At 55.3% G+C, this 18718-nt stretch carries 9 protein-coding genes; 3 read left to right on the forward strand and 6 right to left on the reverse strand.

All coding sequences use genetic code 11. The features are described from left to right. The first annotated feature begins 37 nt into the window (after positions 1-37). From CIG75_RS10395 to CIG75_RS10405, 3 genes are all read left to right on the forward strand, one after another. The gene (locus CIG75_RS10395) at positions 38-1000 is read left to right on the forward strand and encodes an MBL fold metallo-hydrolase (RefSeq protein ID WP_094236607.1); all 963 of its coding nucleotides are present in this window, start codon (positions 38-40) and stop codon (positions 998-1000) included. Between the two features lie 605 nt (positions 1001-1605). Continuing rightward, positions 1606-3264: a GGDEF domain-containing protein gene (locus tag CIG75_RS10400; RefSeq protein ID WP_094236608.1), complete on the forward strand. Its 1659-nt coding sequence runs from the start codon at positions 1606-1608 to the stop codon at positions 3262-3264. 275 nt (positions 3265-3539) lie between these two features. Further along, on the forward strand, positions 3540-5111 hold the full coding sequence (locus CIG75_RS10405; RefSeq protein ID WP_094236609.1) for an aldehyde dehydrogenase family protein: 1572 nt from the start codon (positions 3540-3542) through the stop codon (positions 5109-5111). A gap of 277 nt (positions 5112-5388) precedes the next feature. Here the strand turns inward: CIG75_RS10405 and CIG75_RS10410 are convergent, their stop codons facing one another. The 6 genes from CIG75_RS10410 to hutH all read right to left on the reverse strand — a co-directional run bounded on the left by CIG75_RS10410 (position 5389) and on the right by hutH (position 18710). Next, complete coding sequence (locus CIG75_RS10410; protein WP_094236610.1) at positions 5389-11763, reverse strand: amino acid adenylation domain-containing protein; 6375 nt, start codon at positions 11761-11763, stop codon at positions 5389-5391. Positions 11764-11873: 110 nt separating this feature from the next. Then, on the reverse strand, positions 11874-13121 hold the full coding sequence (locus CIG75_RS10415; protein WP_094236611.1) for an MFS transporter: 1248 nt from the start codon (positions 13119-13121) through the stop codon (positions 11874-11876). A 67-nt stretch (positions 13122-13188) separates the two neighbouring features. After that, on the reverse strand, positions 13189-14160 hold the full coding sequence (hutG, locus tag CIG75_RS10420; protein WP_094236612.1) for a formimidoylglutamase: 972 nt from the start codon (positions 14158-14160) through the stop codon (positions 13189-13191). Next, positions 14157-15446, reverse strand: coding sequence for an imidazolonepropionase (gene hutI, locus CIG75_RS10425; RefSeq protein ID WP_094236613.1), 1290 nt, complete (start codon positions 15444-15446; stop codon positions 14157-14159). The genes hutG and hutI overlap by 4 nt, the downstream gene beginning before the upstream one ends. A gap of 33 nt (positions 15447-15479) precedes the next feature. Then, entirely contained in the window at positions 15480-17147 is a 1668-nt protein-coding gene (hutU, locus tag CIG75_RS10430) for a urocanate hydratase (protein ID WP_094236614.1), read from the reverse strand. A 36-nt stretch (positions 17148-17183) separates the two neighbouring features. After that, positions 17184-18710: a histidine ammonia-lyase gene (hutH, locus tag CIG75_RS10435; RefSeq protein WP_094238406.1), complete on the reverse strand. Its 1527-nt coding sequence runs from the start codon at positions 18708-18710 to the stop codon at positions 17184-17186. Positions 18711-18718: the final 8 nt, after the last annotated feature.

The raw sequence follows: 18718 nt of genomic DNA on the forward strand, positions 1-18718 counted from the left end.
TAGAAGAACTCAAAATGAAAAAAAGGAGCGTACACAGATGCAGGTATTGCTGTGGATACTCGGGATTTTGGTGTTTTTGGTGATCGCAATGGTAACATTGGCTTTGATACAGTATGCGCGTGTACGCAAACTGCACCCGAAGCCCGATTATAAGCATCCCCTTCACAAGCCAACTCCGAATGAATGGTCGGATGATCAGGTGACTTTCAGTTGGATCGGCCACTCCACCCTCTATTTCAATCTGATGGGGAAAACGATCATCACCGACCCCGTTTTTTCGGAAAAAGTGGGTGTGTCGCTCGGCGGGCCGCTGGTGATCGGTCCCAAACGGCATACGGCCGCCGCTTTGTCGGTCGAAGAAGTGGGCATGCCCGATCTGATCCTGTTGTCACACGCACACCTCGACCATTTGGACATACCGTCGCTGAAACGCCTGCAAAATCGCGAGACAGAAGTCATCACCGCGCACAATACATCCCCCCTGCTCAAGCGGATGTCATTTCGGCGTGTGCTCGAATTGGGCGGACGGGAAGAAGTTGTGCTTGCCGATGGCTTAAAAATTATTGCGGTGCCTGTGCGACATTGGGGGCGGAGATTTCCGTGGAACGGAACATACGGGTGGACCGGGTACCTGATCGAGTACAAAGGCGTCCGTCTGTTCTTCGCCGGAGATACGGCTTATACCCCGACTTTTACCGAACTGCGTAAATATGGCCCGATCGACATCGCATTTCTTCCGATTGGCGCCTACTCGCCCGATTCCTACCAAGGCGCGCACTGCACACCCGAACAGGCATGGCAAATGTTTTTGGATAGCGGTGCTGAAAAGCTGGTACCCGTCCACTGGGATACGTTTGTATTATCGCATGAGCCGGTCACCGAGCCGATCGAACGCCTGCTACAAGTGGCAGGCGATCAAGCGGATCGCATCTTGATCCGCTGGCATGGCGAGACGGTTCAGATACCTTTAGCTCGCTTTCACGAAACAACCCCTTGCTGACCGCAAGGGGTTGTTTCGTGATACTCACGTTGCTTTTGTAAATGACCACCAGTCGTTCTTTAATGCAGGACATCTAGCGTGTCCTTGTATTAAGCGTACAACAATAAAGAATAGTCGGTCAAGCCGGAATTTTAAAATCGAATAATATGGGCTCCAATGTGTACAAGCCTAGCGACAGTAAGGTTGCACGCATCTGGCGAGCTTTCCAGCCAAAGTCAGAGAGGCAAGCTCACTCATTTCTTTAATAAACGATAAGTCAGATCATATATTAAATGAATCATGAGGTTTATTAAGATATCGCCCGTTCAGCAGTACCGATCTGACAACAGGTGGGTGAGGATTGGATCGCGATCACGTTATCGTGCGGAAATGGACGATTGCTCATATTCACGATCGACACGCCCTCCTCCGGCGCGATGTAAAAGTTCGCCGTATACGACGCCCTCCAATCCTATCCAGTCCCACTTTTCAGATAACACTTAATATATACCCCTGTTACAAGCAGTGCAATTTACCTATATTTTTCTATTGTTTAGAAAGGTGTTGAGTAATTTGTGTAGAATGCTTTAGCTATTAATAACTGCCGTTGAAAGGAGTCTTTAGCCGTGACATTTTCACGTCTGGCCGTACTAAGCACCGTGTTCGGCCTTGCTCTATTTGTCACCGGGCTTTTCCAATTCGAGCAGCCAGCGCTCTCTATGTCCGATGCACCCATACTGATCACATTGTTCGCGCTCTTTGCCATGACCGAATTGTTCAGGCTTAAACGCAATCAATTTTTCATCTCGTTGTCACTGAGCGTTGAACTTTTGCTCTTTTTAAAATTTGGTCTAGTGCCAGTCGTGATCTTGAGCCAGTTTATCACGTTCATCGCGCGCTGGTATCAGGAAGGCAAACTGGAGTGGTGGAAAGCGCTCGCTAACAGCGGCATGCTCCTGACCGCTCTTTGCATCTCCGCCATTGCTTTTTACGGAGCAGGCGGTTCGCATAGGATGTTGCAGGACAACTTTGTCCCGCTGATCGCTTTTGTCTGTGCGTACTACCTGGCCAACCATATCATCGTTTACCTGTTCTTCCGCTACTTGCATGGCATTAAGCTCCGAGCGTATCAGACACAGATGAAATTTGACCTGTTCTCGACGGTGTTTGCTACGTCACTGGGGTTTATCGTAATTCTGCTGTTCGAAAAAAACGGTCTGAGCGGGCTTGTGGCCTTTGGGCTCCCATTGGTGTTGTGCGTCTACGTGTTTAAGCTGTTTAACGATCTGTACCGCTCCTCTTCACTGTTTCGAAATTTGACCCGACTGACCGGATATTTTTCGGGTGAATTAGCGGCCGATGTCATGTTTGGACGCGTCACCACCGAACTGCCGAAGTGGTTCGACCATGTGCAGTGCATCATCCTCGTGCGCGAGAAGGATCGACTGGTCGTGCGCTCAAAATCGGCAGGCTTATCTTCGGCTGCGGTGCAAGCGCTGGAAAACTATTTAAAACAGTATGTGCCCAACCCTGAAGAACCTACCCTGCGCAAAGGGCTGCTCAATGTTGAGCTGTTCAAACACGGCTTTAACACGCTCTTGATCTCACCGTTCAAAGGTGCAGAGCGCCATGTTGGCTTTTGCTGTTTAATCGGCACGAAAAAAAGCGAATTTGACGCGATCACCCTCGATGCGATCTCCATTCTTGCCAATCAGCTGACCGTCTCCTACCGCAACGCGATGCGCTACGCCACGATGGAGAAACAAAGCTTGTACGATGAACTGACACAACTGCCCAATCATCGGTTTCTGGAGCGCCAACTGTCCAAGGAGCTCGAGCAGGTCACCGATGCGCCGTTATCGCTGATGCTGATCGACCTCGATCACTTTAAGCAAGTCAATGACCGCTTCGGACATCTGGCCGGGAACGCAGTCTTGGAACAGACCGCCCGCCTGTTCGAACTTGCCGTGCGCAAGAGCGATTTTGTGGCCCGCTATGGCGGTGAAGAATTTCTCGTACTGCTCCCAGGCGCTGGCACTGAAAGCGCCTGTCAGATCGCCGAGAGCATTCGGGAGATCATTTCGAAACAGAACTTTTCGGTACCGACGATGGAAGGTGAAACCAAGCAGATCGGAATGACCGTCTCGATTGGTGTCGCCACCTTCCCAGAAGATGCAGAAGATGCACAGCAACTGTTGCGCTATGCCGACCGTGCCATGTATTATGGCGCGAAACGAGCAGGTCGCAACCGCGTCGCCGTCTACAACAAGAACGAATCGCAATAAAACCGCCTCCCGCAATGGGAGCGGTTTTATTTGTTCTTTGTCTTAAGCACCACTTCGAACGTTGCCAAGACCAGAAAAAAGGCGAATACAAATTGCAGCCCGACAGCGACCGTCCAAATCACCGGGTCGTTCAGGGACATGTGCGCAAACCTCCTTCCCTGCTGCCCTTACTTTGAAGGTATGCACCGCTGGTTGAAAAAAGAAATGATACTCTTTTTTCGAACTCTCCAGTACAATAAAGTTGAACTGATGCGTCTAAAAGAGGTGAACGTTCGATGACATATATGGTGCAAATCAACCCGGCGACTGGAGAAAAGGTCGCGGAGATCAAAGAGAAGTCCCAAACGGAAGTGTTGGCCGCGATGACTCGCGCTCGCGCCGCTTTTCCAGCTTGGTCGCAGACGCCACTTGATCGGCGGCTGGCATTTTTGCGCCGACTGCGTGAACTGTTGGTCGATCAGATCGATGAAGTGGCCGCAACCATTGCCCAAGCAACTGGCAAAGTGCAAGTGGAAGCGGTGATGACTGAGATTTTTCCGACCGCCGACATCATCCATTATTATGAAAAGCGAGCGTCCGACTTCTTGGCGCCCAAGCGTGTGAAAACCCCTTTCGTCTTTTGGGGCAACCACTCCTATGTGGAATACAAGCCGATGGGCGTGGTTGCGGTGATCTCGCCGTGGAACTACCCACTCTACCTGTCGATCGTTCCGATCCTCTCCGCGCTGGTAGCAGGTAACTGCGTGTTGTTTAAACCGTCAGAAGTGACACCTTTGGTCGGTGTGCTGATTGAAAAGCTCTTCGCAGACGCAGGTTTTCCAGCTGATGTCGTCCAGGTCCTGCACGGCGGACGTGAGACAGGTCAAGCGGTCGTCAGCGCCAAACCGGACAAAATTTTCTTCACTGGGTCGGTCGCCACTGGCAAAAAAATCATGGCTGCAGCTGCCGAACATTTGATTCCCGTGGAGTTGGAGCTGGGTGGAAAAGACCCGATGATCGTGTTCGCCGATGCGGATCTCGACCGTGCAGTGCGCGGGGCATTGTGGGGTGCGTTCACCAACGCAGGGCAAGTGTGTATGTCGGTGGAACGCGTCTATGTGGAAGCGCCAGTCTATGACGAATTCGTGCGCAAAGTGGTTGCCGCAACACAGGAACTGCGCCAAGGCGTGGAGTTTGGCTCGATGACGTATCCCCTCCAGATGCAGCTGGTGCAAGCCCACATTCAAGATGCGGTCGAAAAAGGGGCTCGTGTTGAATGCGGAGGTCATGCCTTGCAAGAAGGCACTTTGTATTTTGCCCCAACGGTGTTGACTGGGGTCAATTCTTCCATGCGGTTGATGCAGGAGGAGACTTTTGGCCCTTTGCTTCCGATCCTGCCCTTTGCGACCGAAGAACAAGCTGTGAAACAGGCGAACGACTCGGAGTACGGGTTAAACGCATCGGTGTGGTCGCAAGATCTGGTGAAAGCAAAGCGCGTCGCCACACAATTGATCTCTGGCAATGTCTGCATCAATGACGTGATCACCAACGTCGCCAATCCGCATCTACCCTTTGGCGGTGTCAAACACAGCGGCATCGGTCGCTATCACGGGCCAGAGGGCCTGCACACCTTCTGCCATCAGACCTCGATAATGGTCAACAAAGGCACGAAGCCGCGCGAAATCAACTGGTATCCTTACACGCCGGAACTGCAAGACGCGTTTCATACGCTGACCCGCCTGCTCTTTGGCAAAAAGCGCTCCGTTCCTTTCCCCGCGCTGAAGAATCTGTTCAAGCAAATGCTCCGGACGTATCGAAAACAAAACGGGCAACCTTGGCAGGGTGAGCAGAAGAACCTGCCGATGTAAACTGGTGCCTCAGCAGGTACGAATATGCTGACAAGGCTCGCTACCTCCCCCCTTGTTCGTGACAGCAAAAAGGACTGTGCCGACAGCACAGTCCTTTTTGCTTTGCCTTATTGCTTTGCCTTATTGCTTTGCCTTATTGCTTTGCCTTATTGCTTTGCCTTATTGCTTTGCCTTATTGCTTTGCCTTATTGCTTTGCCTTATTGCTTTGCCTTATTGCTTTGCCTTATTGCTTTGCCTTATTGCTTTGCCTTATTGCTTTGCCTTTTTGCTTTGCTTTTAAAACAGTTCGTCAAGCTCGAATTCCGCTTCTGCTGCGATTTGCATCTGCGAAAGGCGCAGACTCGGGTCTTCCACGAGTTGGGCTAGCACACGGGTATACTGCTCTAAAAAACGTTCGATCGTCTCGCCACTAAAGCGCAACGGATGGAAGCGGGTCAGGACTTGGATGTCATGCTCGCCTTCATAAACATCGACATGCAAATCGAGTTGAACAGAAGGGTCACCATCAAAGCGATTGTGCACAAAGTCTTGCACCTCAAGGTTCCAAGGTGCAAACAACTCGGGCAAGGAGCGATTGGTCAGCGTTACGCCAGCTTCCAGCACGATCTCGTCGATGTGAGCGTTCTGTCCGACAAACACCACGGTATACAGCGGTGCCACCGCCAGCCCTTTCGCGCGCAGATCTTGCAACACGAGGTCGAACGGATAGTCCTGATGCGCATACGCTCCGATCGCAGAGCGCTTCACCTGCTCAATCGCCTGATAGCCGCTGAGGTTGCCAGAAAGGTCGGTTCGCATCGCCACCGGGTTGACCAGCACACCGAGCACCCCTTCCAAATCTGGGTGGCTACGTCCCGAAAGCGGCGCGCAGAGGGTGACCTGATCCTGTCCACTCAAGAGCGACAGCCAAATTTTAAACCCAGCCAAGAGCAGTACGTACATCGTTGTCCCCTGCGCGGCGGAAAGCTCCCGCAGTTTCGCCGTCAGTGCTGCATCGATCTGCCAACTGCGCAACAGATCGCTGGCCGACCATGCAGCAGGTGGCAAATCGTCGCGGGGCAGTTCCGTCGCGCTCACTTCATGTTGCAACTGCTCCGCCCAGTACGTTCGCTGCGCCTCCAATTGCCCCGTCGCTAACAGATTGTTCTGCCATGCTGCATAGTCCGAATATTGAACGGCGTTCGGCAATGCGGCATCGTGCGGTTCCGCTTGGTAGAGCTGGCTCAAATCCTGCATGAACACCGCTTCAGACCAACTGTCATAGGCGATGGGATGCAAGGTGAGCAACAGCAGATAGTCTTGCTCTTCCAATTTGTACAGCCCAGCGCGAAAAGCAGGCTCCTCCCGAAAATCGAACGGTGTTTTCTGCTCCCGCTTTACTGCTGCGGCCAATTGCTCCCAGCGCTGGGCAACGGGGCGATCGGTCAAATCGGTATATGTGATCGGCCGTTCCAGCTTCTCATGCACGATCTGTACGGGCATCCCGTCGCGTTCCGCAAACGTTGCCCGCATGATGCTGTGACGGTCACAGAGCGCTTCGTAGGCGTGAAGGAAACGATGGTGGTCGAGCGGCCCTTGAATCCGCTTGGCACTGACACCACCACACGCGTTAAGCGGGTCGATCAAGTATTGAAACCAGAAGCGCTTTTGCGCGTGAGACAGCTCATAGTCGGCTTGCACGGCCAAGCGTTCGATCGCAGACAGCGTCACTTTAGTCCCGCGCAGTTCCTCCACCTGTTCGGACAACCCCGCGATGGTCGGAGCCTCAAACAGCACCTTCAGCGGCAGATGCACCTCCAGCCTGCGGTTGATCCGCGATAAAATGCGCGTCGCCGTAAGCGAATGCCCACCTAAGTCGAAGAAATTGTCGTAAATCCCAACTTGTTTTACATTCAGAAGCTCCTGCCAAATCTCAGCGATCACCTGCTGGGCTTCCGTCTTCGGTGCAGTAAAACTGACATGCAGATCGGGACGCTCCTCGCCAGGATCGGGCAACGCCTTGCGGTCGATTTTGCCCGAAATGGTCGTCGGCAAAGCGGTATCCAATTTGACAAACCGCCACGGCACCAAATAGTTGGGCAAGCGCTCGCTCATATAAGCCCGCAACGCTTCCGGCGTCACACGCTCTGCGCCATCTTCGCGCGGCACGCAGTAGGCGACGAGACGATAACCGTCGCCGCCCTGAAACGCTTTGACAGCCGATTGTTCGAGATCAGGGTGAGTCGCCAGCACCGCTTCGATCTCACCGATCTCCACACGCTGCCCCCGCACTTTGATCTGGTCGTCCCTTCTCCCAAGGAACATGATCTGCCCGTCCCGGCGGAAATACCCGCGATCGCCCGTCTTGTACATCCGCTCGCCGCTCACAAACGGATCTGGGATAAATGCGGCCGCCGTCTTCTCCGGGTCATTCAAATAACCTCTGGCCAGACCGACTCCCGCCAAATAAAGGTCGCCCGGCACCCCGACAGGAACGGGTTGCAAGTTGGCGTCCAGCACATAGCAACGGTTGTTATCGAGCGGGCGTCCGACCGAAACGATCTCCGACTCTTGCGTATCGGCCTCCGTGCAGGTATGGACTGTGGAATCGATCGAGACTTCTGTCGCGCCCCACGTGTTGTGCAGCTCACAGCCGACACGCTCCTGAAAAGCGCGCACCAGATCGGAGCGCAGCGCCTCTCCGGATGAACCGACATGACGCAGCGATTGCAGCTTAGCCCGGTCTTCTGCTGTCACCGCATCGACGAACAGCGCGAGCATACTCGGGACGAACGTGATGAACGCCGCTTGATAGGAGATCGCCGCCTCCACGATCGCCCGCGGGTCTTTGTGCAATCCTGGTTCCATCAGCGCGATTCGCCCGCCGACCATCAGCGGCCAGAAAAACTCACAGGCTGCATCGTCGAACGTCAAGGTCGTTTTTTGCAAAACGGTCTCCCCTGCCTGCAAGCGATAGTGGCGCTGCATCCACAACATGCGATTGACCCAGCCTTTGTGCGTGGAAGAGACACCTTTAGGTTGGCCTGTCGAGCCAGACGTATAGTAGATGGACACCAGATGCTCGGAATTAACCGCAGTGTGCGGTGCAGTGGCCAAATCTCCGTGTAGGGTCTCCGCGCTGTCCAACTCCACATACTCGACAGCCATCCCCTGTGGCATCTTGTCGCGAAAGGCGCTGTGTATCAAGCAGACAGGAGCGTTCGCATCGGACAAAATTTGCCCAATTCTGGCGGTCGGCGCATCCGTATCGAGCGGCACATATGCCCCGCCCGCTTTCAAGATCCCAATCAACGCCACAACCAGCTCCAGCGAGCGCTCGACACAAACGCCAACCGCTACATCGGGGCCGACACCGAGCGCAATCAGCTTGTGCGCCAGGCGATTCCCCTGCTCGTCCAAGTCTCGATAAGTGATGGTTTGAGCACCATACACCGCCGCGATGTCATCAGGTGTCCGCTTGGCCTGCTCTTCGAACAGCTGATGCAACAAAAGCTGTTCAGGGAACGCAACCTGAGTATCGTTCCAGCCATACAGCACCTGTTCGCGTTCTTCCGCAGTCAACAGTGGCAGTGTGCTGATCGCCAGATCCGGTTGCTGCACAATGCCCTGTAGCATTTCACAGAAGTGGGCCATCATGCGGTCGATCGTCGCTTCCTCGAACAGGTCGGTGCTGTATTCCACCTGCGTGAACAGTCCGTCCGCCTCTTCGGTCATCATGACGGTGAGGTCGAATTTGGCAGTGCCACTGTCAAGGTCGGTCACCGTTGCGGTTAGACCGGGCAGGTTCAATTGCGTCATCGGCACGTTCTGCAGCGCGAACATCACTTGGCAAAGCGGAGAGATTCCAGCGCTTCGCTCCGGTTGCAACTCCTCGACAAGTCGTTCAAACGGCACATCGCCATGAGCCATCGCTTCCAGCACCGTCACGCGCACCCGCTTCAAAAGTTCAGTGAAGCTAGGATTGCTTTGCAGATCGGTGCGCAAGACTAGCGTATTGACAAAAAAGCCGATCAATTTTTCCACCGCAGGATGACTGCGTCCAGCTACAGGAGAACCGACGATGATGTCCGTCTCGCCCGAGTAGCGGTACAGCAACGTTTGAAACGCCGCCAACAGGGTCATGTACAAAGTAGCACCTTCGCGGCGGGACAACTCCTGCAATCCGCTGAGCAATTGAAAATCCAGCCGATACGTCTTCAGTTTCCCGCGCTGGGACGGCTGAGACGGGCGTGGGCGGTCACTCGGCAACTGCGCGACAGGCAGTGTGCCGCCAAGCTTTTCTTTCCAATACGACAACTGCCCATCCAATCGCTCACCGGACAGCCAGGCCCGTTGCCAGGCGGAAAAATCAGCATATTGCACAGCCATGGCGGGTGGACGCGCCGCCGTTTTTTGTGTGAAAAAGGTGTACCAAGCGGCCAGTTCTTCATACAAGATCCCCTGTGACCAGCCATCCGCAATGATGTGATGCATCGTCAACACCAGCAGATGTTCTTCGGCGGCCAGTTGGAACAACCGCGCTCTGAACAAAGGCCCGCGGGACAAATCAAACGGAGTGCTCGCTTCCGCATTCACGGCACCTGTTGCCTCTTCGCGGGTCAGCTTTTCCGCGCGCAGTCTGATCGGCTGCGCATCGCAGATCACTTGCAACGGTTCGCCATCCACCTCTGCGAAGACGGTGCGAAGCGATTCATGACGCCGCACGATCTCCGTCAAACTTTCATTCAGCGCCGTAACATCTACACACCCTTGCATCTCGATGGCGACCGGGATGTTATATACGGCCGTACCCGGTTGCAAACGGTCGAGAAACCACAGCCTTTGCTGAGCAAAAGAAACGCTGGCTGTGCCGCATTCTCCTTTTGGTATCGGAAGCAAAGGCACGGCCAACTCTGTCCCCGATCGCTCGCCGACTAGACGAGCTACCTCGCCCACCGTCTCGGTCATGAACAGGTCGCGCACCGTCAACTCCACCGACAGCCGCTCGCGAAGGCGTGCTGCCGCCTGTGTCACCTGTAGCGAGTGTACGCCAAGTTCGGCTAGGCGGTCATCCATCCCGATCGGCACGATGCCGAGCACCTCTTCCCACACCGCTGCGACATCCCTTTCTTGCGGTGTGGACGGTCCTACATAGGCCACGGAGAGTTCGGGACGCCCTTGTTCCGGCTGTGGGAGCGCTTTGCGATCGATCTTGCCGTTCGGTGTAACTGGCATCTCGGTCATCAGCACATAGCGCGTCGGCACCATAAATTCGGGCAGACGAGCCGCCAAGAACGCCCGCAGAGCGGACGGCACGTAAACTGCTTCCTGTTCCGCCATGACATAGGCGACCAATCGCTGCTCGCCTGGCACATCTTCCCGCAGCACCACAGCAGACTGGCGTACCGCTGGTGCTTCTTCCAAAACGCGCTCAATCTCGCCGAGTTCCACGCGGTAGCCGCGGATCTTGATCTGATGATCGACACGTCCGATAAACGCCAACGCGCCATCTGGCATCCACTTCACCAAATCCCCCGTGCGATACATCCGCTCCTCCGACTCACCCGAGCTCACATCGGGCAGAAAACGCTCCGCTGTTAGATCGGGCGCACCGTGATACCCGCGTGTCACCTGCAATCCGCCAATGAACAGTTCCCCCGGTTCACCGATTGCGACCGGCTGCAAATTGTGATCCAGCACATACGCTGTAACGCCTCGGATCGGATGCCCGATCAATTGTGCATCCTCTGGAGTCATCACTCGCTGAAAGGTTGACCACACCGTACATTCTGTCGGGCCGTACGCGTTCCAAATTTGCGAACCTGTCTGCAACAATCGCTCAGCCAACGGCACCGACAACGCCTCGCCGCCAGTGATCGCACGCAGTTTCGGATTACCCTGCCAGCCTGCATCGAGCAGTAGATGCCACGTGATCGGCGTCGCTTGGAGCAGCGACACGCCCTGTGTCTCCAACACGGCGCGCAGGGCAGCCCCATCGCCTGCCAAGCTCCGTTCCCCGATGATCAAAGTGCCGCCAAGCATCAACGGCTGGTAAAAATCGAGTACCGACATATCGAAAGCAAACGAAGCGAGGCAGAGATGGACATCATCCTCCCCGATCTCCAACTGCTCGGTCAAAGCTTGCAACAGATGATAGACAGAACGGTGTTCGACAGCCACTCCTTTCGGCTTTCCTGTCGAGCCCGATGTAAAAATCACATAAGCCAAGGAGTTTGGCGATGCATCGTTCACCACATTCTGATCGTAATTTGCAGAGTTCGCTCCCTTTATCTCATCGAGCCACAAGGTCTTCGCCCCATGCGGCGGCAACGCGTCCTCCAAGGTCCGCTGCGTCACGACCAACTGCACATCTGCCAATCCCATGATGTGTGCCAGTCGCTCGGCCGGATAGGTCGGATCAAGCGGCACGTACGCTCCGCCCGCTTTCCAAATACCGAGCAGACCGATCATCAACTGCACGGAGCGGTCTGAGCAAATTCCGACCAGCGTCTCTTGTTGTACGCCGTTCGCACGTAACTCTTCGGCCAGACGGTTTGCCGATCGATTCAATTCGCGATAGGTCAAGCGTTCAGTTCCGCTCACCACCGCCACACGATCGGGCGTTCGCGCAGCTTGCTCTTCAATCATCCGATAGATGCATCGTTCGCTCATCAAACCAGCGCCCCCCTCTATAACAATAACTTCTATTTATAATAACAATAAATAACTAAAATAAAAAGCCATCAGAAATCTGATGGCTTTTGTAAATAGAGATGTTCCCCTTACGGCTGCTCGGCAGGCTTCGGGGGTTCTGTGGTAGCGTTCGCCGCACCCAAGTTCAGCTTGAACAACGGCAGAGCGAGCAGCATCCCGATAAAGAAGAGACCAGCCGCCAACTCGAACGCAGTGGTCAGCGAGAACATTTTTTTCAGCGGGCCGGCAAGACTCATCGTCACTACCATCATGCCCATGAACAGCGGGTTCAAAATACCGTTGGCCCGACCGATAAATTCCTCTTCGGTCGTCTTCAACATGATCGTGTTCACCCCGATATGAATGCACGGTAAGAACAGACCTGCTAAAAACTGCGAGCAAAGCGTCAACACAAAGTTGGTTGACCAGCCGGTGACCGCAGTTGAGATCGTCACGGCGATCATACCGATGACAAGTAAGGCATGGGGTGGAATCTTCTTGGTCAGGCCGATCACCACACCACCGCCGATCAGCATCGCCGCACCGTTCGTCATCATCAACCACTGCACGCTTTCTTTGGGCAGACCAAGATTTTCCGTGACGAGAAAGATCGTCAGCGGTTGGATGATCCCCAAGGCCAGACCTGCAGCGGCAAAGTTGCCACCAAGAATCTTCAGCACCGGTTTGGACATCACGTAGCGGAAGCCATCCTTCATCTCCGTAAAGATCGATGTATCTTTCGCCACGTTGTGCTCTTTCTTATCGGCAGGAATCATCGTCAACACAGCTGCAGACGCCAAGAAGGCGATCCCCATGACCCCGATCGACACTTTGATGCCGAAGTTTTGAAAAACCAGGGTTCCGAGGAACGGACCGATGATCATAAAGATCGACATCATCGTTTGAAACAGCGCCATGCCCATCTGCATCTGATGTTCCGGAACGTGCTGTTTAAACAGCTTCAACATCGAAGGCTGCGAGAATTGAGACAGGATCGCAGACACCAACGTCGCAAAGAAGATCGCTTGCCAATAGCCGGTCATCAACGTCCCGAGCACTGCAAAGATGGACAGTGCACTGAGCACATCGGACCAGATCATCGTCCGCTTCGGACGCCAGCGGTCCGCATAGGCACCACCAATAAAAGAAAACAAGAAAATCGGGGCAAACTCGGCAACCGAAATCATCGAGACGGCAACTTCATCACCATTGGTCTGCTCCATGACGTACAGCAGCACCGCGAAGTTGCGCACCCAAATGCCGATTTGCAATAACAATCCAGACAATACGATTACTTGGACGAATCGATTGCGGAAGAAACTCGCCGTATTTGACATGTTCTTCCCACTCCCCTCACTACAACTAACTTCCATTTCCTAGAATAGCCTTTGTTAACCGTTCTGTCTAGCGAACATCACGTTGAGATACACCCGCGAGGAAGGTCAACATAAATTGCACGGCCAGCCTTGACGTGACATTGCGCACATCAACGGTCGGGTCGATGCAGACAAAATCAAGCCCTTGCACCTGTGGTAGCGTGCCGAGGTGGTACAGCGCATCCATCGCATCCCACGGGTTCATCCCGCCCGTGCCGATCGCCGGACAACCGGGTGCAAACGCTTGGTCGATCACGTCCACGTCAAAGCTTACGTAGAGCACGTCAGTTCCGTCCCCTGCGATTTCAAGCGCTTGGGTCAAAATCGTCTCCATCCCTTGGCGATAGACGTCGCGAGCGGTATAGACGGTGACACCATGTCCGGTCACATAGTCGTGGTACGGCTTTGAGTTCATGAAGCCGCGAATGCCGATCTGCACGATATTCTTCCCGTCCACGATGCCCGATTCGAGGATGCCCCGAAACGGTGTACCGTTCGAGACGCCGCCATCCTCGAAGTTGCGCACATCATGGTGAGCATCAAAATGAATGATGCCGACCTTTTGGCCAGGATGGCGATCGACGAACGCTTTCATCGATGGGCATGTGATCGAATGGTCACCGCCAAAGATGATCGGGATCAGGTCAGGATGCTTTTGATAAAGTGCACGCAGGCTCGCTTCGATGCGGCGGTGTGACTCGGCGTTATCGGTGACGTGCATCTCGATGTCACCGAGGTCGCGTACCGCCAGACTTTGCAGATCCACCCCGTATTCGAGCGAGTAGGTGGTGAACGATTTAAAAGCGGTGCGAATGGCGGCCGGAGTGGTCGAGGCACCGGAGACGGAGATCGACGGCTTGGAAAGTGGAATTCCGATCACGCCAGCCGTCAGTTGCTCCTCCCCGTCCCATGCCGAGATCCAACGAGCTACCTTCGTTTCCATCTGATCGCGGAATGCCGCTTGGTCCGGCGTTTTCAAGTGCGGGATCTCATGGCTCATCTTGCTTCCTCCTGCACAATCTGGCGCTCCCAGACTACGACTTGACCGTTTTTGATCACACCAAACGTGTGGTTGATGCCAAAATGGTACGGCAGGTACTTGATGTTCGGCGCGTCAAAAATCGCAAGGTCGGCACGCTTGCCCACTTTGATCGACCCGATGTCGGTCGAGCGGCCGAGCGCGTTGGCCGCATTGATCGTACAAGCGGTCAAAATCTCCTCCGGCGTCATCTTCAAGTTGAGCGACGCCAGTGCGATGATCAACTGAATCGACTCGGTTGGGCAGGAACCTGGATTGTAGTCGGTTGATAATGCGACCGGCAGGTTGTACTTGTCGATCATATCCCGGGCACGCGCATGGTTTTGCAAACCGAGATTGAACGAAGTGCCTGGCAGAAGCACGGGCGTCACGCCATTGTCGGCCATCTCTTGCAACCCTTCATCGGTGGCCGCCAGCAGATGCTCTGCGGAGATCGCGCCGATTTCACCTGCCAGTTGCGCACCGCCGAGCGGTTCGATCTCATCGGCATGAATTTTCGGCATCAGGCCATTGCGCTTGCCTTCCATCAGGATGCGTCGGGACTGCTCGACGGTAAACACTCCGTGCTCACAAAACACATCGCAAAATTCGGCGAGGAACTCATCGGCGATCTTCGGCAACATTTCGTTGACGATCAGATCGACATACTCTTCGGTGCGTCCCTTGTACTCCGGCGGTACCGCATGTGCACCCATGAAGGTGGACACGATATCGACCGGATGCGTGTCATGCAATTGTTTGGCGACGCGCAACTGCTTCAGCTCATCGGTGGTGGTCAAGCCATAGCCGCTTTTCGCTTCAACTGTGGTTACGCCATTCAGGAGCATTTCGTTCAGGCTCTTGCGCGCTTTTTTGTACAGCTCCTCTTCGGAAGCGGCGCGAGTCGCTGTGACGGTCGAGAGAATCCCGCCGCCTTGCGCGAGAATCTCCAGATATGGCACGCCGGAGCGTTTCAGTGCCAGTTCGTGCTCCCGCGAGCCACCGTGCACGAGGTGCGTATGGGGATCGACAAGACCCGGTGTGACCAGACGGCCGCCGACATCGATCGTTTCAGCGATGGTGACGCCACGCAAGTTCTCCATCACTTCCGCTTCGGTTCCAACATGAACGATGCGCCCTTCGTGAATGGCCACCGCCGCCGTTTCGATCTCGATCACCTCGTTCATCTCCGCGCCAAATCGCGGAGCATCGCCGGGCGGCGTGACCAGCCGCCCGATGCCGGTTACCAGCAAATCAAGTTGTTCCATGCTCATCCTCCTCGCTCGTTCTATCGCTAGCTACTACTCTTGTTCGCGCATCGGGATGCGGATGCCGTGCGTTTCAGCCGTTTCGATCGCTTCGTCATAACCTGCATCGACGTGACGAATGACGCCCATGCCCGGGTCGGAAGTGAGCACAGCTTGCAGACGCTCCGCCGCTTCAGCGGTGCCATCTGCAACGACGACCATTCCCGCATGCAACGAGTAGCCCATACCGACCCCGCCGCCATGATGTACCGAAACCCAGGATGCGCCTGCGGAGGTGTTGATCAGTGCGTTCAAGATCGCCCAGTCGCCCACTGCGTCAGAACCGTCTTTCATCGCTTCTGTCTCGCGGTTCGGTGAAGCGACAGAACCGCAGTCGAGGTGGTCGCGCCCGATGACGATCGGAGCCTTCAGTTCCCCATTTTTGACCATTTCGTTGATCGCCAGACCAAACTTGGCACGCTCGCCGTAACCGAGCCAACAGATGCGGGCCGGGAGACCTTGGAAGGCGATCTTTTCGCCTGCCATCTCGATCCAGCGGCGCAGGTGATCATTTTCTGGGAACAGCTTGAGGATCAGTTCGTCCGTCTTCTTGATGTCTTCTGGATCGCCAGACAAAGCCGCCCAACGGAACGGGCCTTTGCCTTCGCAGAACAGCGGACGGATGTAGGCCGGAACGAAACCTGGGAAGTTGAACGCGTCTTGGACCCCTTCATCAAGCGCCACTTGGCGGATGTTGTTGCCGTAGTCGAACACGGTGGAGCCGAGCTTTTGCAGGTCGAGCATCGCTTGGACATGAACGGCCATGCTTTGCTTGGCCAGGGCGATCAATTTGTCCGGGTCGCTTTGGCGCAGCGCTGCCGCTTCTTCCAATGAATAGCCTACCGGAATGTAGCCGTTCAGCGGGTCATGGGCCGATGTTTGGTCGGTGACAAAATCAGGCTTGATCCCGCGGCGTACAAATTCCGGATAGATTTCTGCAGCGTTGCCGAGCAGACCGATCGAAAGCGGACGTCCTTCCGCTTTGGCCTGATTTGCCAGTTCCAGCGCTTCGTCGAGCGTTGTCGCCATCACATCACAGTAGCGGTGTTGGATGCGGCGTTCGATGCGGGTCGGGTCAATCTCGACGGCGATGACTACGCCTTCGTTCATCGTGACAGCCAGCGGTTGCGCACCACCCATGCCACCGAGCCCTGCGGTGAGGGTCAAGGTGCCTTTGAGCGTACCACCCGTCTGTTGGCGGCCTGCTTCAGCAAACGTTTCGTACGTGCCTTGCAGAATGCCTTGGGTACCGATGTAAATCCAAGAACCGGCCGTCATTTGGCCGTACATCATCAGACCCTTTTGCTCCAGTTCGCGGAAGTGCTCCCAATTCGCCCACGCCGGAACGAGCACGGAGTTGGACAGCAGTACGCGCGGTGCGCGCTCATGCGTTTTAAAGACGCCGACCGGCTTGCCCGATTGCACGAGCAGAGTCTCATCGCTTTCTAGACGCTTCAGTTCACGGACGATCGCGTCAAAAGAAGGCCAGTTGCGCGCAGCTTTGCCGATGCCGCCGTAGACGACAAGGTCTTCCGGACGCTCTGCCACTTCCGGGTCGAGGTTGTTCATCAACATGCGCAAAGCGGCTTCCTGAACCCAGCCTTTTGCGTTCAATTCGGTACCGCGCGGAGCGCGGATTTCACGTTTTTGTTGGTTGGACATACGTAATTTCCTCCTTAGGATCGATCATTTCAACTCTTACATCAGTTCGCCGGAGATGTTTTCCACGGCTGTGATCCACTCGCCTTCTAACAGAGCCGCAGCCACCTTTTCAATATCATCGCTGGTCGAGCGATCGGTCAACACCGGCGCCACGATGCCGCGCAACAGGTCGTACAGCTTGCGCGTTGCCGGAGCCAGCCCGTCTGCGCCAACAAATTCGGCCGCTTCACCAGCACAGATCAGTTCGATGGCCAGAACTTTAGACACGTTGTCAATCACTTGAGCCGCATGGCGAGCTGCCGTCGTCCCCATCGAGACGTGGTCTTCCTGATTGGCAGAAGACGGGATCGAATCGACAGAAGCCGGATGGGCCAGAACTTTATTTTCCGAGACGAGCGAAGCGGCCACATATTGCGGAATCATCATGCCCGACTCCATGCCCGGATTGTGGCTCAAAAACGCCGGAAGCTCGGAGAGGGCAGGGTTGACCAGTCGCTCCGTGCGGCGCTCCGAAATATTCGCCAACTCGCTCATGCCGATTTTCAAGAAATCCATTGCAAACGCGATCGGCTGTCCATGAAAATTGCCGCCGGAGATGACTTTGCCTTCTTCCAAAAAGAGCAGCGGGTTGTCGGTCGCCGAGTTGATCTCGATGGAGATTTTGTCCGCGACATAGGACAACACTTGACGCGATGCCCCGTGCACTTGGGGCAGGCAGCGCAGCGAGTAAGCATCTTGGACGCGGATCTCGCCTTGGCCTGTCGTCAGCTTGCTGCCTGCGAGCAATTTGCGCAGGTTGCTGGCCACACCAATCTGCTCCGGATACGGGCGGACACGATGCACCTCTTCCGAAAAAGCTTCCGGGATGCCGCGCAGACACTCGACGGTAAGGGCGGCGATCATGTCGGCCGCCTTGGCGAGACGCTCCGCTTTCACGAAGGTCAAAGTGCCGATCGAAGTCATGATTTGGGTGCCGTTGATCAGGGCCAGACCTTCTTTGGCCTGCAACTGGATCGGGGTCAGACCGGCCTTCTGCAGAGCCGCTCCGCCAGAAAGGCGTTCCCCTTGGTAATACGCTTCCCCTTCGCCCATCAATACGAGCGCCAGATGCGACAGCGGTGCGAGGTCACCCGATGCGCCAAGCGAGCCTTGCTCCGGCACGACCGGGTGCACGCCATGATTGAGGCAATCGATCAGCAGTTGCAGCGTCTCGGTACGAATGCCCGAATATCCTTTTGACAGAGCGTTCGCGCGGAGCATCATCAGCGCGCGCACAGCTGGGATCTCCATCGGCTTGCCAACAGCACAGGCGTGCGAGCGGATCAGGTTGACCTGCAGTTGTGCAGCGTCTTCCGGCGAAATCTGTACATCGCTAAATTTGCCGAACCCGGTAGTGACCCCGTAGACCACCTTCCCAGTCCGTACCAACTCCTCGACCATCTCTCGACAGTCCTTGACGCGCTGCCATGCCTCATCGGCCAGCGCGACCGGAGCATTTTTAAAGGCGACCTGCGCCACATCTTGCGCCGTCACCTGCACCCCGTCCAACATCACGGTTGTCATCTCTTCCA

This window comes from Tumebacillus algifaecis (assembly GCF_002243515.1).
Lineage (GTDB): Bacteria > Bacillota > Bacilli > Tumebacillales > Tumebacillaceae > Tumebacillus_A > Tumebacillus_A algifaecis.

What these genes read in the sequence shown, in the direction of transcription:
- hutH (WP_094238406.1), bottom strand. Translation starts at nt 18,710, where the DNA reads ATGACAACCGTGATGTTGGACGGGGTGCAGGTGACGGCGCAAGATGTG.
- CIG75_RS10405 (WP_094236609.1), top strand. Translation starts at nt 3,540, where the DNA reads ATGACATATATGGTGCAAATCAACCCGGCGACTGGAGAAAAGGTCGCG.
- hutG (WP_094236612.1), bottom strand. Translation starts at nt 14,160, where the DNA reads ATGAGCCATGAGATCCCGCACTTGAAAACGCCGGACCAAGCGGCATTC.
- CIG75_RS10410 (WP_094236610.1), bottom strand. Translation starts at nt 11,763, where the DNA reads ATGAGCGAACGATGCATCTATCGGATGATTGAAGAGCAAGCTGCGCGA.
- hutU (WP_094236614.1), bottom strand. Translation starts at nt 17,147, where the DNA reads ATGTCCAACCAACAAAAACGTGAAATCCGCGCTCCGCGCGGTACCGAA.
- hutI (WP_094236613.1), bottom strand. Translation starts at nt 15,446, where the DNA reads ATGGAACAACTTGATTTGCTGGTAACCGGCATCGGGCGGCTGGTCACG.
- CIG75_RS10415 (WP_094236611.1), bottom strand. Translation starts at nt 13,121, where the DNA reads ATGTCAAATACGGCGAGTTTCTTCCGCAATCGATTCGTCCAAGTAATC.
- CIG75_RS10395 (WP_094236607.1), top strand. Translation starts at nt 38, where the DNA reads ATGCAGGTATTGCTGTGGATACTCGGGATTTTGGTGTTTTTGGTGATC.